Source organism: Dyella acidiphila (assembly GCF_014863405.1).
Classification (GTDB): Bacteria; Pseudomonadota; Gammaproteobacteria; order Xanthomonadales; family Rhodanobacteraceae; genus Dyella_B; species Dyella_B acidiphila.
In genome coordinates, this window is the sequence record NZ_JACZZA010000013.1 from 141,365 (window position 1) to 158,559 (window position 17,195).

Sequence of the window (17,195 nt, forward strand, 5' to 3'; positions counted from 1 at the left end):
ATGAGGCGACTTCGCGCACTGCGACACAAACCTGAAATTCCTCGCGCCATGCAGGTGGGGTTTCCGCAAGCCTTTACGTCTTACCTATCGGCGGCGCTGCTGCGCGCTCGGCGTTGAGGGAACACACAAGGGGACGCCGATCGCCCGAGTTTTTTTGCGTGCCGCCGGACACGCACGTGATTCCAAGCTGCCGCATGAGCGCGGCAATAACTAACGCATGGGGCTTGCGGGCCGCATCGGGTTCGTTTGCCCCAACACAAGGGAGTTCACCAATGTCGAGTCGTTTCGGGTTTTCGGGGAATCGCCAGTTGCTGCTGCCGGCGGCGCTGTCGCTGGCCTTGCTGTCGCTGTCGGCGCATGCCGGCGATAGCTGGGTGTCGACGCGTACGCACGCAGGCATCCAGAGCAACGGCAGCAAGTTTTCCACGCTGGTGATGACGGGGCATCCGTCGATCGAAGCCGCGCAGATCATGCCGCTGGAACAGAGCCGCAAACTGCACGTGGAAGTAAGCCTGAATCTGCGCAATGTGGATGCGCTGCAGAATTTTCTCGACGCGGTGAACCAGCCGGGCAGCCCCAGCTATCACCAGTACCTGACGCCCGCGCAGTTCAAGGCCAGCTACGCGCCGACCGACGCGCAGGTGCAGGCGGTGGTCACCCACCTCAAAGCGTACGGCTTCAGCAATATCACGGTGGCGCCCAACAACATGTTCGTGTCTGCCGACGGCACCTCGGCCGGCGCCAACGCGGCGTTCAACGCCAACATGAAGACCTTCAGCTACAAGGGCAAGACGCATTTTGCCAACGCATCGGACGTGACCGTGCCGCAGGCACTGGGCGGCATCGTCGACGGCGTGCTGGGCCTGCAGGACTACGCGCGCCCGCATGTGCTGTCGCATCGCATCAGCGCCGACGCCGCCAAGGCACAGGCATCCGGTTCGCAAGTGGGTCACAAGCCCACCGATTTCGCCACCATCTATGACGCCGGCAGCACGCCGACCGCGTCGAACACCGTGGTCGGCATCATCACCTGGGGCGACATGACCCAGACCATCAAGGACCTCAAGCAATTCACCACCAGCGCGGGCCTGGCCACGGTCAACACCTCCACGGTGGCCGGCGGCAGCGGCACGCTGGCCAGCGATGGCGATCCTTCCGAATGGGATCTGGACAGCCAGGACATCATCGGCGTGTCCGGCGGCGTGAAGCAGCTGATCTTCTACGCGGCGATCAACGGCGACAGCCAGGACAGCCAGCTCACCGACGCCAGCATCACTGCCGCCTACAACAAGGCCGTGACGGCCAACGTGGCCAAGGTGATCAACGTCTCGCTGGGCGAGGATGAAACGGCGGCCAACAATTCCGGCACGCAGGCCGCGGACGACAAGGTGTTTGCACAGGCCGTGGCGCAGGGCCAGATCTTCTCGGTCGCCGCGGGCGACGCCGGTGTCTATCAGTGGTCCAGCGATCCGACCGAAGGTGCGCCGGGCTACATCGCCAATTCCAGCGGCACCGTGCAGATCGATCTCACCCACTACGGCGTGAGCGAGCCGGCCAGTTCGCCGAACGTGGTGGCGGTAGGCGGCACCACACTGAGCACCACCAACACCACCACCTGGTCGGGTGAGACGGTGTGGAACGAAGGCCTGGCGCAGATCGATCCGCAAGGCCTGAACAACAACGGCACGCCGGATGACAACGAGCGCCTGTGGGCCACCGGCGGCGGCATCAGCCTGTTCGAAACCGCGCCGAGCTGGCAGACCACCGCGCTCGGCGCCTCGGCCAGCAAGCGCGAATTGCCCGACGTGGCATTCGATGCGGCCTCCAGCACCGGCGCGCTGATCGTGATCAACGGCCAGGCCAACCAGCAGGTGGGCGGCACCAGTCTCGCCTCGCCGCTGTTCGTGGGTATCTGGGCGCGTATCGAGTCGGCCAACAACAACTCGCTGGGCCTGCCCACGCAGAACATGTACACCTACTTCCCCAAGGATGCGACGCCGCTGCATGACGTCACCTCGGGCAACAACGGCTACAGCGGCCACGGCTACAACGCCGCCGCCGGCTACGACAACACCACCGGCTGGGGCAGCCTGGACATCAGCAAGTTCAGCGCCTACGTCACCAAGTACTGGGGCGGCAGCAGCAGTGGCGGTGGCGGCACCACACCGCCGGCCGGCAATCCGGTGGCGAACTTCAGCGATACGGTGAGCGGCCTGAGCGTGAGCTTCAGCAACAGCTCCACCGATACCGGCGGCACCATCAGCTCGTACGCGTGGAATTTCGGCGACAGCAGCACGTCCACCAGCGCCAGCCCCAGCCACACCTATGCCGCGGCCGGCACCTACAGCGTGACGCTGACGGTGACCGACAACACCGGCGCCACCAGCACCAAGACCGGCTCGGTGACGGTGACCAGCAGCAGCGGCGGCGGCGGTACCAGCGGCGTGTTCAGCAACAGCAAGGCAGTGACGATCAATGACAACGCCACCATCACCAGCAGCATCGCGGTGAGCGGCGAGTCGGGCAATGCGCCGTCCAACCTGCAGGTGCATGCCAGCATCACGCACAACTGGTCGGGCGATCTCACCATCGAGCTGGTGGCGCCGAACGGTGCCTATGCCGTGCTGCAGAACCCGAACTACGACAACAACGGCAACATCAACACCACCTGGACGGTGAATGCCTCGTCGGTCACCGCCAACGGCACCTGGAAGCTGAAGGTGATCGACAACGATCCGGAGTATTACGGCGACTACGGCACGCTCAACAACTGGAGCCTGACGTTCTAACGATGTGCTGATTTGTTCTGATCGACCGGCGCGCACGGAAGCGTGCCGTGGAATGCAAAGCCCGGCTGTCATGGCCGGGCTTTTTTTACTTGGGCAGACAATATGAGCACAGCCATGCCCTATGATCGGACATAGCCGGCGGGCACGCCGGCGCAAGTTCGTACAGGGGCAGGCAGCGGGAGGCACAGGCAGGAATGGCAGGCAATTTCCGGCGAAGGCTTGCGCGCGCGTTCCGGCGCGATGCGGCCACGCCCGGAACCTCGCCACGCCCTGCCCCGCTGCACCATTCGCTGCTGCTGGCGGCGTTGTGCGGCGCCGGCCTGGCGCTGCCGCTGTCACCGGTGTCTGCGGCCGACACGCCGGCCGCCCAGCATGTGTATGCGATCGGTCCGGGCAATCTGCGCGATGCGCTCGATGCCCTTGCCGCGCAGGGCAATCTGCAGTTGGTATATGCGCCGGCACTGATCGACGGCAAGACCACGCGCGGCGCCTCCGGCCGCCTTACCTCCAGCCAGGCGCTGCGGCAGTTGCTGGACGGCACCGGGCTGACCTGGACCACGCTCGACGCGGCCACCTTCGTGCTGCAGCGATCGCCGATGTTTCATCCGCCTGCCGCCAAGCCGGTGCCGGTGCGTGCCGCGGCGATGTCGACCACCACCTTGCGCGCGGTGAACGTCAGCGGCTCGCTGATCGGCAATGCGTCGATCCAGACCGCCACGCCCACGTACACCATCACCGCCGCGGAAATCAAAGCGCGCGGCTTCAACAATATCTCCGACGTACTGCAAAGCTCGGTGCTGGCCACCGGCTCGGTGCAGGGTCCGCAATCGGCAGCCACCTTCACCCAGGGCGCGCAGGCGGTGAGCTTGTTCGGCCTCAGTCCGGAATTCGCGCTGATCCTGATCGACGGCAAGCCGTTGGCGAATTTCGGCCAGCTGTACAACGGCACCAACAACTTCACCAATCTGTCCAACCTGCCGGTCAGCATGGTCGACCATATCGACGTGATGCCCGGTGGAGCTTCATCGATCTACGGTTCGCAGGCGATCGGCGGGGTGATCAATATCGTCACGCGCGCGCATCTGGACGGCGGCGAAGTGTCGGCGCGCCTGGGCGGCTACACCGATGCCGGCGGCGCCAACCAGCGCCTGAGCTTTGCCTACGGCCACGACTACGGTGCGTTGCGCGTAATGGCAGCCGGCGAATTCGACAACGCCTCGCCGATCTGGGGCTTCCAGCGTCCGCTCACGGTGGCCACGTATGCCGGTCCACCCGGCAACAATGCGTTCAACACGCAAGCAGCGATTTACAACTACGGCCGCGCCGGCGGCGGTTTCACCGGATATCCGCTGGGTTATTTCAGCCCGCCGGCCGGATGCGACAACCGCCTGTTCGGCGGCAGCACCGTGCTGATGGGCAGCGCCGGCCTGCTAGGCCAGTACTGCGGCTCGGACAAGCTGGTGGGCTATGCCACCTACAGCAATCAGCTGCGCAGCTACAACGGCATGCTGAAACTCGAATACCGGGTCAGCGATGCGCTGCGCCTGTATGCCGACACGCTGGTCGACTGGCAGCAGCAGCGCTGGTATCCCGGCGTGGATACCTGGCTGCCGGCCGACTATCCACACGGCCTGATCGAAGATGCGAACAGCGGCGACCTGCTCAGGCTGTACAAAACCTTCGCCCCCGAGGAAATGCCCGGCGGCGTGGTGACGCAGATGTATCGCCAGCAGGATCTGCTGTATCAGGCCGACATCGGCGCCAGCGGACGGCTGGGCGCATCCGGCTGGAACTGGGATGTCTACTACGTGCGCTCGGGCGACCGCACCAATGTGGTGGAGCCGCTGTGGCTGGATACGGCGGTGGATCGCTATTTCAACGGCATCCTCGGGCCGCAGGTCGGGGTCAGTCCGGTCGGCGGGGTGAATCTCTATCACCCCAACTACAACGCGTTCTTCCAGCCGGCCACGCCCACGCAGTACGCCAGTTTCAGCCAGGATGTGAGCGAGTTCAGCACCACCTGGATCAACGACACGCGCGCCACGCTCAGCAATGCTTCGCTGTTTGCGCTGCCCGGCGGCGATGCCGGTTTTGCGGTGCTCGCCGAGGGCGGCAGCGAAGCGTGGTACGAGCCGGTCGATCCCTTGATTGCGCAAGGTGCGGTGTTCAATCACGCGGCCGCCGGTGGCGGCGGGCGGCGCTCGCATGCCGCCTCCGCATTTGAATTGAACCTGCCGCTGCTGAAGTCGCTGACCCTGGATCTGTCCGGCCGTTACGATCACTACGCGCTGGACCAGGGCAGCGACAATCACAAATTCACCTACAAGATCGGCATCGAATACCGGCCGTTCGACAGCCTGCTGTTCCGCGGCAGCTACAACACCGCGTTCAAGGCGCCGGACCTGGCCGCCATCTATCTCGGACCGACCGACTACTACGCGCAGGTAACCGACTACTACCAATGCGCGCAGGCACACAGCAGCACCTGCGGCAGCGACTACCAGTACTACGTAAAAGACACCGGACTGGCCAACAACAAGCTGCAGCCCACCGCCGCGCAAAACTGGACGCTGGGCACTGCATGGTCGCCGCTGGACGACATCAGCGTCAGCGTCGACTACCTGCATATGGCGATCCGCGACGAAGTGGTGCAGCAGGATCTGAACCTGCTGATGCATACCGAATCGCAATGCCTGCTCGGCCAGCTCGATAGCGCTTCGGCCGCATGCCAGGCAGCGATCGCCCAGGTGCAGCGCAGCAGCAATGGCGTGGTGCAGAACGTGACCACTTATTACGCCAATCTCACCGACGAAACGATCCGCTCGCTGATCGCCAGTGCGCGCTATCGCTTTGCGCCCTGGCATATCGGCCGCTTCAGCGTGCAGCTCGATTACAACGACATGCTGGGCCACACCTATCAACTCGCGCCGGGCCAGCCGCCGATCAACCTGCTGGCCAATCCGCTCTACAGCACCGAATTCAAAAGTGTGGTCAGCGGCAGCATCAGCTGGACCAGTCCCGGCGGCAGCTGGAGCAGCACGCTATACGGGCACCGCTATGGCCCCTCGCCGAACTATGCGGCGCAAACCGACGGACCGGGCACCCCGGGCGCAAGCCGGCTGCCGCCGTGGATCACCTTCAATGGCAGCGTGAGCTACCGGCCCACGCGCAACCTGGAGTTCTCGCTGCTGCTCAACAATATCGCCAACAAGATGCCGCCGGCCGATCCCACCTACAACGTCTACCCGTATTACAACGTGGAGAACTACAACATCTACGGGCGCGAAATCATGCTGCAGGCGGACCTGAAGCTGGGCAACGCCGCGCCTTGAGGCGTGCGCGCCACGTTCGATGATGGATCAGCGCGGTACGCGCAGCGCGGAATCGCGCAGGGCCGCGTCATGCAGCAGTTCGTCGTGCGCGGCGACATCTTCGGTATCCAGTGCGCTGTGGCCGGGACGATGCATGCTGCCTGGCGAAGCCGGCGTGTCGGCGATGGCTGGCTGCTCGATCGTGGTTTCGGTGGCCGGCTTGATGCTCATGCGCAGTTCCTGGGCGGGATAAACGGCGCCGCCTGCTGGAACAGCAGGCGGCGCGCAGGGGCGGAGTTTACAAGGAGCAACTCAGCTCTGCCGACACCTGCCGTATCGCCTCACCGTCATCCCAGCGAAAGCTGGGATGACGGTGAGGTAGGTGGGAAGCGTTGGCGGAGCTTGGAGTTCGCTTTGCACCCTTATTTACGCGCCAACTGCTCCACCGACCAACCACCGCCCAGCGCCCGGATCAACTGCACGCTGGCGCGCAGCCGCTGCGTATCCAGCTGCAGCAAGCCGCGCTGCTCCTGCAGGGACACCGTCTGCGCCTGCACCACGTCGAGATAGCTGACCGCGCCGTGCTTGTACTGCGTCATCGACAGATCCAGCGCGTGCTGCGCGGCGTCGGAGGCATCCTTCTGGTTGATGCCGGCCGTGCCCAGGTGATCGAGCAGGGCCAGGTTGTCCTGCACCTGCTGGAAGGCGGTCAGCACCACGCCACGATAGGTGGCGCCGGCTTCGTCGGTCTTGGCCTTGGCAGCGGCGATAGTCGCCTTGCGGTAACCGCCGTCGAACAGGTCGTAGGCCAATGCCGGGCCGAGCGCCCACATGCGGCTGGGCGCGGTGAACAGATTGGCCCAGCCGCTGCTCTGGTAGCCGCCGCCCGCGCTCAGCGTCAGCGCGGGGAACCAGGCTGCACGCGCCACGCCGATACCGGCATTGGCGGCGGCGACGCGTCGTTCGGCCGCGGCCACATCGGGACGGCGCTGCAGCAGGCTCGAGGGCAGATCCAGCGGCACCGTCGGCAACGCGATCGCCGCGGTCTGCGCCGGCAGGTTGAACGTGGCGGCGTTCTCGCCGACCAGCACAGCGATCTGATCCTGCATCAATACCCGCTGGGCCACCGTCTGCGACCACTGCGAGCGCGCATCGGACAACTGCGTCTGCGCCCGTGATACATCCAGCCCGGACACGATGCCGCCGGCATGCAGCGTCTGCGTCAGCTTCAAGGCTTTCTGATAGGCCTCGATGGTCTGCTGCAGCAATGCGAGCTGCTGGTCGTAGCCGCGCAATTGCATATACGCATCGGCCAGCTGCGCCTGCAGGCTCAATTGTGCAGACGCCAGATCCGCCTGCGCCGCAAGCGCATTGTCGCGGCCGGCCTCGACCGTGTTGCGCACCTGACCCCACAGATCGACTTCGTAGCTGGCTTGCACACCGACGGTGTATTGGTTGTATTCGGACGGCGCGGCGTAGTGCGGCGTGTGATTGGATTCGCGCTGACGCTGGCCATTGGCATCGACGCCGACCTGCGGGAACAGCTCCGAGCGTGCTTCAGCGCTGTACGCCTGCGCCTGCTGGTAATGCGCCAGCGCGGCGGCGAGATCGGTGTTGTTGACCAGCAATTTGGCTTGCAGCTGATCGAGCTGGTTATCGGCGTACAGCTGCCACCAGTTTTCGCGCGGAGCCCGGTCGGCCGGCTGCGCCGCCACCCACGGACCGACATCGCGGTAGGCCTGCGCCGGCGGCGTGGCCGGCGGCTTGTACGCGGGTGCGAGCGAACAGCCGCCCAGCACCGCCGCAACTGCCAGTGCAAGGACCAGATCAGGCTTTTTCATGGGGCTTGGCCGTTGCGTCGTCGCTGGCGATTTTTACCGGGTCGCCGTTCTTGATGCCGTCGGGCGGGCTGTCGATCACCCGATCGCCCGCACCGAGGCCCGAGCCGATTTCCACCGTCTTGCCGTAGTCGAACAGGATGCTGACGTTCTTGAACATCACCTTGTTGTCGCCGCCTACCGTGGCGACGCGCAGGCCGGCGTTGTCGAAGATCAGCGAGCTGGCCGGTACGCGCAAGGCCGCGCTGTCGACCGGCAGGCTGAAGTGCACATGGGCGAAGCTGCCCGGCATCAGCTTGCTGTCCTGGTTGTCGACCATCAGCTGCACCAGGGTGGTGCCGGAGGTGGCGTTGACGGCATTGGAAGTGGCGATCACCTGTGCGTGGAAATCGCGGCCCGGATATTCCGGCACCACCAGCACGGCATCGCTGCCCGGACGAATCGACGGGCCATACGCCTGCGGCACCTGCACGTAGACACGCAGCTTATGGATGTCGGACACCACGAACAACTCCGGACCGGTGCCGCCGCCGGCATTGATCAGTGCGCCGACATCGGTATCGCGCGCCGTGACCACGCCGTCGAACGGCGCCACCAGCCGCGCAAAGGCCTTGGTCGCCATCAGCCGATCCACATTGGCCTGCGCGGCATTCATCATGGCCATCTTGGCGGCGTAGTCGCCGGTGCGCTGGTCCACATCCTGCTGCGCAACCGAATCGCTGCCCAGCATGGCCTGCCAGCGCTTGGCGGTAATCGCGGCCAGGTCGGCGTTGGCTTTGGCGCTGGCCAGATCGGCACGCGCCTGCAGCAGTTGCTGGTCGATTTCCGGGGTGGAGATTTCGCCGAGCAATTCGCCGGTTTTCACCGGCGCGCCGATATCGGTTTTCCAGTCTTTCAGATAACCGCTGACCTGCGCGTAGATCGGCGCACGCACGTAGGCTTCCAGACGGCCGGGCAGATCCAGCACCGGGCCCTTGCTGCCGGGCTGCGGCGTGACCACGGTTACCGACGGCACCGCCTGTTCCTGCGTCCAGGTCTTGAGGTTGCTGGCCTGCGATGCGCGCGTGACCAGACCGATCACTACGACGGCAGCCAGCACCACCGCCACGACCAGACCGGCGACGCGCAGACCGCGCTTGGAGAGCTGCTGGGAAGGATGCATAGAGGCTTCAGACGACATAGCTGGGTGCTCCGGAAGCAGGCGCTTCTTTCGAGGCGTGACGCGCATGGATGATGCTGAACACCACCGGCACGAACAGCAGGGTGGCGCAGGTTGCAAAGATCAGACCGCCGATGACCGCGCGGCCGAGCGGCGCATTCTGTTCGCCGCCTTCGCCCAGGCCCAGCGCCATCGGCGCCATGCCGATGACCATCGCCAGAGCGGTCATGCAGACGGGACGGAAGCGGGTAAAGCCGGCTTCGAGCGCGGCCAGCGTGGCATCGCCGTGTTCGGCCAGGCGCTCGCGGCAGAAGCTCACGACCAGGATCGAGTTGGCGGTGGCCACGCCCATGCACATGATTGCGCCGGTCAAGGCAGGCACGGATAGCGGCGTATGCGTAGCGAACAGCATCCACACAATGCCGGCCAGCGCGGCGGGCAACGCGGTGATGATCACGAACGGATCGCTCCACGACTGGAAGTTCACCACGATCAGCAGGTAGATCAGCACCACCGCGCCGAGCAGGCCGAAGATCAGGCCGGAGAAGGCGCTGTTCATGGTCTGCACCTGGCCCAGCAACACCACGTGCGAACCCTTGGGCTGCTCCTTGGCGGTGTCGTCGATCACCTTCTGCACATCGGCGGCGACCGCGCCAAGATCGCGGTCCTGAGTGGCGGCGTAGATCTGCACCACCGACTGGATGTCGTACTGGTCGATCACCGCATTGGTGTTGTCGCGCTTGAGCGTCACCAGGCCGCCGAGCACTTGCGGCTGGCCGTTGACGCCATTGACCGGCAGGTTGCGCAGCTCCGCCAGGCTGTCGAGCGCGTACTGCGGCGTCTGCATCACGATCGGATACGACACACCATTGGCCGGATTCAGCCAGAACGTCGGTGCTACCTGGCTGGAACCGGCAAGATTCACCACCAGGCTGTTGGTGACATCGCGTTCGGTAATGCCCAGCAATTGCGCCTGGGTGCGGTCCACATTCACGTCGAAGCCCGGATTGGCCTGCGATTCCTGGATACGCGCATCCACCACGCCCGGGATCTGCTTGATCCGGCCGAGCACGGTATTGGCGTAAACGAAATTCGCCCCGAGGTGGGGGCCGCGAATCTGCAAGTCGATCGGCGCGGGCGAACCGAAGTTCAGGATCTGGCCGACGATATCCGCCGGTGGAAACGAGAAGGTTGCACCCGGAAATTCGCGCGGCAGCAATTCGCGCAGCTTGCGCACGTATTCGGCGGTGGGATGGTGGCCTTCGTTGAGCGCGATCTGGATGTCGCCGTCCTGCTCACCGACCAGGCCGGTGTTGTTGTACGTGGTGTTGATGCCGCTGCCCGATACGCCGATGTTGTCCACCACCGCGCCGAGCTCTTCGGGCGGAATCACCTTGCGCACGCTGGCCTCGACGCTGTTGAACAGGTTGGCCGTGTCTTCCACGCGCGTGCCGACCTGGGCGCGCACGTGCATCAGGATCTGGCCGCCATCCACCTCGGGGAAGAAGTTGCGCCCCAGGAACGGCACCAGCAGGAACGACACCACCACGAAGGCGAGGAAGCCGATCACGAAGGGTTTGCGGTGGCCCAGGGCCAGGTCGAGCATGCCGTGATAAGTGGCGCGGATGCGCTCGAAGCGCGCTTCGAAGCCGCGCTGGAAGCGCACCAGCGGATTGCGCGAAGGCGCAGCAGCCACGTGCTCCTCGCCGTGCGGCGCGTGTGCCTTCAGCAGGAAATTCGCCATCGTCGGCACCAGCGTGCGCGAGAGGATGAACGAACAGATCATCGCGAACATCACCGCCTCGGCCATCGGCACGAACAGGAAGCGCGCCACGCCCTCGAGGAAGAACATCGGCACGAACACGATGCAGATGCACAGCAGCGACACGAAGGCCGGCGTCACGATCTGCTTGGCGCCGTCGATGATCGCGGTCTCCACGTCCTTGCCGTGCTCAAGATGCCAGTTGATGTTCTCGATGGTGACCGTGGCATCGTCGACCAGGATGCCCACTGCCAGCGCCAGGCCGCCCAGGGTCATGATGTTGAGCGTTTCGCCGAAGGCCGAGAGCAAGGCGATCGCGCCGAGAATCGCCAGCGGGATCGAAACGGCGATGATCACCGTGGAGCGCCAGCTGCCGAGGAACAGCAGGATCATCAAGCTGGTCAGCGCGGCGGCGATCACGCCTTCGCGCGCCACGCCGGCAATGGCCGCGCGCACGAACAGCGACTGGTCGCCGATCGGATCCACCTTGAGATTGTCCGGCAGGATGCCCCTGGCATCGGCCAGATGCTGTTTGATGCCGGCGACGATCGCCAGCGTCGAGGCGGAGCCGTTCTTGAGCACGGTCAACAACACCGAGCGATGGCCGCCCACGTGCACGATATTGGTCTGCGGCGGCGCGCCGTCGCGCACATGCGCCACATCGCGGATATAGATGGTGGTGCCGTTGACTTGCTTGACCGGCAGGTTGCCCAGCTCGTTGATATCCGAGGGCGAGTTGTTGAGGTTGAGCGTGTATTCGAATTTGCCGATCTTCTGCGTGCCAACCGGAATGATCAGGTTCTGTGCCGCCAGTGCATTGGCCACGTCCTGTGCGGACAGGCCGCGCGCCTGCAGCGCGGCGGAATCCACGTCGATCTGCACCTGGCGCGTCTTGCCGCCATAGGGAAAGGGAATCGCCGCGCCCGCCACCGACACCAGCTGCGGACGCAGGATGTTCTGCGCCAGGTCGCCCAGGTTCTGTTCGCTCAGGCCGTCACCCGACAATGCCAGCTGCAGGATCGGCACCGTGGAAGCGTTGTAGTTGAGGATCAGCGGCGGCGTGATGCCCGGCGGCAGCTGCTTGAGCAAGGTCTGCGATACCGCCGTGACCTGCGCGTTGGCGGTAGCGATATTGACCGTGGGCTGGAAGAAGATCTTGATGATGCCGTAGCCGGCGATCGACTTCGCCTCGATATGTTCGACATCGTTGACCGTGGTGGTCAGCACGCGCTCGAACGGCGAAGCGATGCGGCCGGCCATCTGGTCCGGCGGCAGGCCGGTGTACTGCCATACCACCGCGATCACCGGAATCTTGATATCCGGAAAAATATCGGTGGGCGTGCGCAAGGCCGCCAGCGGGCCGACGATCAAGATCAGCAGCGCCAGAACGACAAAGGTATAAGGCCGCTCCAGCGCAAGCCGTACAATCCTAAGCATGGATGTACTCCAGGGGGTTTTAAGCGGAGCAGCGGAAAACCAATAGCCGCATACGGCGTCCATGGCGCATGCAGCAAATAGGACTCCCCGCGACTGCTGGCAGCAGCCGTACGCTCCGTTTGCAAGCAAAATCCGGTTACACGGACCCTGACGCAGGGGAAAGACGTCAGACGAACGTGAAGGTTAGTTGTACGACTTGCTAAGATCGATATAGGCAGGCGAATGGCTCGATACACATGACGAATGAATACCTGGAGCTGCGGCACCTGAAATATTTCGTCACGGTGGCCGATGAACTGCATTTCGGCCGCGCGGCCGAACGGCTGGGCATTTCACAGCCGCCGCTTAGCCAGCAAATTCATGCACTTGAGCTGCGCCTGGGGGCCAAGCTGTTCGAGCGCAAGGGCCGCGGCATCAGCCTGAGCCATGCCGGCAGCGCCCTGCTGCCGCGCGCCCGCGGCATCCTTGCGCAGGCCGAGCGCGCGGCCGAATCGGTGGCGCGCTCGCAGCGCGGCGAGCTGGGCGAACTGCATCTGGGCCTGATGTCTTCCGGCCCGTTCACCTTTGTGGTGCCGCGCGTGCTGGCCCGCTTCCGCGAGCGCCTGCCCGATGTGCGGCTGCTGATCCATGAGCTGGCCACTTCGCAGCAGATCGATGCACTGGAGCAAGGCATCATCGACGTGGGCGTGATCCGCCCCGATGCCCTGCCCGACGGCATCCGCGCGATCGAGCTGTTCAAGGATTCGCTCACGGTGGTGATGCATGCCAGCAACCCGCTGGCGTCCATCCCCGGGCCGATCGATATTCGCGAGCTGGCGCGCGAGGATTTCATCTTTTACCAGCGCCACCTGGGCGTGCGGCTCTACGACGAAGTGATCGCCTTGTGCACCAAGGCTGGCTTCAGCCCGCGCATTTTGTATGAGGTGCGTGAACTGCCGACCATTATCGGCCTGATTTCCGGCGGCTTCGGCGTGGCCGTGCTGCCCGGCTCGGTGCAGCGCATGATGGTGGAAAACGTGGTGTATCGCCCGCTGGCGAACATGGACGTGGCCACTGCGGTGTGGGCGATCTACCGCCACGATGTGCAGGATCCGATGGTGAATGCGTTCCTGGAAATCGCGCAGTGCATGGCGTCCAAGCAGGCCGCCAACCGCGAGCGCGGCGTGGCCTGAGATCGGCCTAGCACGCAGGCATTGCAACGGGCGCTGGCGTGCCCATAACAACGCAGATGAACTATCCGGCTGGCTTACGCGCAGCTGTCGTTTCATTTCGCGCTTTTACGCGACGCAGTGTTGCCGCAAATGACGCAAAAAGTTGCTGGTCACGCGCCTTAATAATTTGTAAACTTGTAAGTTCATAAACGTCATTCCACCCCTTCCCCACAGGTATTTCGAATGCGTATTCACCCACTCACCCGCGGTCTGGCTGCCGTATTGCTTTGTACTCTTCCGGCGCTGCCCGCCATGGCGGCGCGTTTCGAATTGCAGGGCGGCGTCAGCTATATGGGCAATCCCTCCAATAGCTACACCACGCCGGTTGCATTCGGCGAAGTGGTGTTCGATCCGCAGCAGATCGGCAGCAGCAATTTCACCTGGTCGCCGGATGTCACGGCCGGCTGGATCGATGGCCGCAACGTTGCGCAGTACAACAACGACCGCCCCACCACGCGCGACAACGTGTGGCTGGTAGCCGGCGGTGCGCGCCTGCATTACGGCCCGACCAATGCGTGGTACCAGCCGTTCTTCCTCAGCTTCCAGCCGGCCGTACATACCGGCCGCACGCAGGCGCTGAGCACCGTGTACGAGTTCGTCACCACGGTCGGTTATCAAGGCGATCACTGGAGCCTGGGCATTCGCCATATTTCCAATGGCAGCTTCCACGAGCCCAATCGCGGCGAGACGATGGTGGTGGCGGGTATCGCGTTCTGATTTGACGCGCTGCTGCCATGCATAAAACAACGGCCCCGATTGGGGCCGTTGTTGTTTGTGGATCTACATCCCTCGAAGGCGTCATTCCCGCGTAAGCGGGAATGACGGCGTTGAGGATTGGGGCAAGCTTGAAGTTCGGGCTAAACCCAAAAGTTTCGTGCAATGGCGAAACTAAGCGGCGAACACCTCAGTGCCCACCCGCCCCTGCCCCGGCCTTCGCCGCAAACGGCGGCTTGGCCATCCAGATCACCACGATCAGCGACAGGAAGATCCAGCCCAGCATGTGGAACACTTCGTTGAAGGAAATCTGCAGGCCCTGCAAGGTGATCGACTGATTCAAGATCGCCATGGTGGTCGGCGAATCGCCGGTCTGCGCGATTGCCTGCTGCACTTGCGGATTGTACGGCGTGATCTGCTCGGCCAGGTGTTCATGGTGCACGATGCCGCGATGCTGCCACAGGAAGGTGGTGAGCGAGGCGGAGAAACTGGCGCCGACCGTGCGCAGGAAGGTAGCCACGCCGCCACCGGCGGCGATTTCATGCGGCTGCAGATCCGACAGCAGGATGGTGGTCACCGGCATGAAGAAGAATGCTACGCCCAGGCCTTGCAGCAGCTGCACCAGTGCCACGTGTTCGAAATCGATGCCGATATAGAAGTTCGAGCGCAGGAAACAGGTCGCGCCCATGATCACGAACGCACCGCTGGTCAGCAGGCGCAGGTCGAAACGGGTGGCGTACTTACCGACGGCGAAGGTGAGCAGCACCGGCAGCACCCCCAACGGCGCGGTGGCGAAACCGGCCCAGGTAGCGGTGTAGCCGAGATTGAGCTGCAGCCACTGCGGTACCAGCAAGCCGATCGCGAAGAACGCGGCATACGCCAGCACCAGCGCGATCGTGCCCATGCGGAAGTTGCGGTGGCGGAACAGCTTCAGGTCGACGATCGGATCCTTGTCCGTCAATTCCCAGATCAGGAAGATCGCGATCGCAATGGCCGAGATGATCGAGGTGATGATGATGAAGTTGGAATTGAACCAGTCATCGTCATTGCCCTTGTCGAGCACCACCTGCAACGCACCCACGCCAACCACCAGCGTGATCAGGCCCACGTAGTCGATCTTCGGCAGGCTGGTCACCACTTCGCGCAGGCGCAGCTGGTTGGCCACCACGGAGCTGGCGAAGATGCCGATCGGCACGTTGATAAAGAAGATCCACGGCCAGGAATAGTTGTCGGTGATCCAGCCGCCCAGGATCGGGCCGGCAATCGGCGCCACCACCGTCACCATCGCCAGCAGTGCAAGCGCCATGCTGCGTTTGGCTGGTGGATAGATGGAGATCAGCAATGCCTGCGTGATCGGATACATCGGACCGGCCACCGCGCCCTGGATGGTGCGGAACAGGATCAGCATGCTCATGCTCTGCGCGATGCCGCACAGCAGCGAGGCGAGCGAAAACAACACCGTCGCCCACACGAACAGCTTCACTTCACCGAAGCGGCGGGTAAGAAAGCCGGTCAGCGGCAGCGCGATGGCGTTGCTTACCGCGAACGAGGTAATCACCCAGGTGCTCTGGTCCTGGCTGACGCCTAGGTTGCCGGCGATAGTCGGCAGCGACACGTTGGCGATGGTGGTGTCCAGCACCTGCATGAACGTGGCCAGCGACAAGCCGATCGTCGCCAGGACCAGGTTGGGTGGACGAAAATGGGTGTTCATGAATAGCTACCTGAGCGATGACCCACTCCCCGGTTGGGGAGTGGGGAGAGAGGAGGCTCAGCGCCCGCCCATGTTGTCGTGAATGATCTGCTCGATCTTCGCGTTCGCATCGGCGAGCTGGTGGTTGTAGACGTCGGTACTGAACAGCGGCGTGGTGCGCGGCGTTTGCGACAGCATCGCGCCGTTCTGGTTGTGCAGGTCCACCTGCGTGTCCAGCGACATGCCGATGCGCAGCGGATATTTGTCCAGCTGGCTCACGTCGGTGAACACCACGCGCACCGGAATGCGCTGCACGATCTTGATCCAGTTGCCGGTGGCGTTCTGCGCCGGCAGCAGCGAGAACGCACTGCCGGTGCCCACGCCCAGGCTCTGCACCTGCGCCTTGTACTTCACCGAGCTGCCATACACGTCGGCGGTAACTTCCACCGGCTGGCCGATGCGCATCTGGGTGAGCTGGGTTTCCTTGAAGTTGGCATCCACCCACACTTCATGCAGCGGCACCACCGCCATCAGCGCGGCGCCCGGCTGCACGCGCTGGCCGACCTGCACGGTGCGCTTGGCGACGTAGCCGGTGACCGGCGCGATCATGGTGGTGCGCACGTCATCCAGATACGCGGCGCGGTACTGCGCAGCCGCTGCCTTCACGTCCGGGTGCGAGGCGACGACGGTGTCGTCCACCAGCACCTTGTTGGTCTGCAGCTGCTGCTCGGCGGTGTCGAGGCCGTTCTGCGCGGCGGTCAACGCATCGCGTGCGTGCGACAGCTCTTCGGCAGAGATCGCGCCGCTCTTGGCCAAGTCGCGGCGGCGGTTGTAGTCTGCCTGCGCCTTCTGCAGGTTGACCTTCTGCACCGCCAGCTGCGCCTGCGCACCGGATACGGTGCTGTACAGGCCGCGCACCTTGCGCACAGTGCTGGCGAGATTGGCCGAGGCACGCTGCAGTTCGACATCCGCATCGGAGCGGTCGAGCTGCACCATCACATCGCCCTGCTTCACCAGGTCGCCGTCGTCGGCGCCGATGCTGATCACGGTGCCGGCGATGCGCGGCGTGATCTGCACGATGTTGCCGTTGACGTAGGCGTCGTCGGTGCTTTCGAACCAGCGGCCATCAAGGAAATACCACGCGGTCCATGCGATGGCCGCGAGCACCAGCACCACCAGCAGCAAGCGCAGCAGCAAGCCGCGGCGATTGCTGGCCGGGGGCGCCTGGACAGCTGGCGTGGCGGCAGTGTTGGGATTGGGACTGGACATGGGGCTGCCTCAGGA

At 64.1% G+C, this 17,195-nt stretch carries 10 protein-coding genes; 4 read left to right on the top strand and 6 right to left on the bottom strand.

Annotation, left to right across the window (positions count from 1 at the left end):
• The first annotated feature begins 272 nt into the window (after positions 1–272).
• Complete coding sequence (locus IGX34_RS18785) at positions 273–2,789, top strand: protease pro-enzyme activation domain-containing protein (protein WP_192557274.1); 2,517 nt, start codon at positions 273–275, stop codon at positions 2,787–2,789.
• A 194-nt stretch (positions 2,790–2,983) separates the two neighbouring features.
• Positions 2,984–6,121: a TonB-dependent receptor gene (locus IGX34_RS18790; protein ID WP_192557275.1), complete on the top strand. Its 3,138-nt coding sequence runs from the start codon at positions 2,984–2,986 to the stop codon at positions 6,119–6,121.
• 27 nt (positions 6,122–6,148) lie between these two features.
• On the opposite strand, the gene IGX34_RS18795 is transcribed toward IGX34_RS18790, so the two are convergent.
• The 4 genes from IGX34_RS18795 to IGX34_RS18810 form a co-directional block, all read right to left on the bottom strand.
• Positions 6,149–6,331, bottom strand: a complete 183-nt coding sequence (locus IGX34_RS18795) for a hypothetical protein (protein ID WP_192557276.1) — start codon at positions 6,329–6,331, stop codon at positions 6,149–6,151.
• A gap of 191 nt (positions 6,332–6,522) precedes the next feature.
• Positions 6,523–7,941, bottom strand: a complete 1,419-nt coding sequence (locus IGX34_RS18800; protein ID WP_192557277.1) for an efflux transporter outer membrane subunit — start codon at positions 7,939–7,941, stop codon at positions 6,523–6,525.
• Positions 7,928–9,100, bottom strand: coding sequence for an efflux RND transporter periplasmic adaptor subunit (locus tag IGX34_RS18805; protein ID WP_225737596.1), 1,173 nt, complete (start codon positions 9,098–9,100; stop codon positions 7,928–7,930). Before IGX34_RS18805 ends, IGX34_RS18800 begins: the two co-directional genes overlap by 14 nt.
• Positions 9,101–9,107: 7 nt before the next feature.
• Positions 9,108–12,296, bottom strand: coding sequence for an efflux RND transporter permease subunit (locus IGX34_RS18810; protein ID WP_192557279.1), 3,189 nt, complete (start codon positions 12,294–12,296; stop codon positions 9,108–9,110).
• Between the two features lie 236 nt (positions 12,297–12,532).
• Here IGX34_RS18810 and IGX34_RS18815 point away from each other — a divergent pair, with 236 nt between their 5' ends.
• The gene (locus IGX34_RS18815) at positions 12,533–13,468 is read left to right on the top strand and encodes a LysR substrate-binding domain-containing protein (RefSeq protein WP_225737597.1); all 936 of its coding nucleotides are present in this window, start codon (positions 12,533–12,535) and stop codon (positions 13,466–13,468) included.
• A gap of 222 nt (positions 13,469–13,690) precedes the next feature.
• Positions 13,691–14,224: an acyloxyacyl hydrolase gene (locus IGX34_RS18820; RefSeq protein ID WP_192557280.1), complete on the top strand. Its 534-nt coding sequence runs from the start codon at positions 13,691–13,693 to the stop codon at positions 14,222–14,224.
• Between the two features lie 187 nt (positions 14,225–14,411).
• On the opposite strand, the gene IGX34_RS18825 is transcribed toward IGX34_RS18820, so the two are convergent.
• Together IGX34_RS18825 and IGX34_RS18830 are read right to left on the bottom strand one after the other, a co-directional pair.
• Positions 14,412–15,932 (bottom strand): DHA2 family efflux MFS transporter permease subunit, encoded by a 1,521-nt coding sequence (locus IGX34_RS18825; RefSeq protein WP_192557281.1) that lies wholly within the window; start codon positions 15,930–15,932, stop codon positions 14,412–14,414.
• A 57-nt stretch (positions 15,933–15,989) separates the two neighbouring features.
• A complete protein-coding gene (locus tag IGX34_RS18830) occupies positions 15,990–17,180 on the bottom strand; it encodes an HlyD/EmrA/EmrK family protein (protein WP_192557282.1) in 1,191 nt (396 codons plus the stop codon).
• Positions 17,181–17,195 lie beyond the last annotated feature (15 nt).

Coding starts and splice junctions, on each gene's coding strand:
- IGX34_RS18785 (WP_192557274.1), top strand. CDS start 273: ATGTCGAGTCGTTTCGGGTTTTCGGGGAATCGCCAGTTGCTGCTGCCG.
- IGX34_RS18790 (WP_192557275.1), top strand. CDS start 2,984: ATGGCAGGCAATTTCCGGCGAAGGCTTGCGCGCGCGTTCCGGCGCGAT.
- IGX34_RS18795 (WP_192557276.1), bottom strand. CDS start 6,331: ATGAGCATCAAGCCGGCCACCGAAACCACGATCGAGCAGCCAGCCATC.
- IGX34_RS18800 (WP_192557277.1), bottom strand. CDS start 7,941: ATGAAAAAGCCTGATCTGGTCCTTGCACTGGCAGTTGCGGCGGTGCTG.
- IGX34_RS18805 (WP_225737596.1), bottom strand. CDS start 9,100: ATGCATCCTTCCCAGCAGCTCTCCAAGCGCGGTCTGCGCGTCGCCGGT.
- IGX34_RS18810 (WP_192557279.1), bottom strand. CDS start 12,296: ATGCTTAGGATTGTACGGCTTGCGCTGGAGCGGCCTTATACCTTTGTC.
- IGX34_RS18815 (WP_225737597.1), top strand. CDS start 12,533: ATGACGAATGAATACCTGGAGCTGCGGCACCTGAAATATTTCGTCACG.
- IGX34_RS18820 (WP_192557280.1), top strand. CDS start 13,691: ATGCGTATTCACCCACTCACCCGCGGTCTGGCTGCCGTATTGCTTTGT.
- IGX34_RS18825 (WP_192557281.1), bottom strand. CDS start 15,932: ATGAACACCCATTTTCGTCCACCCAACCTGGTCCTGGCGACGATCGGC.
- IGX34_RS18830 (WP_192557282.1), bottom strand. CDS start 17,180: ATGTCCAGTCCCAATCCCAACACTGCCGCCACGCCAGCTGTCCAGGCG.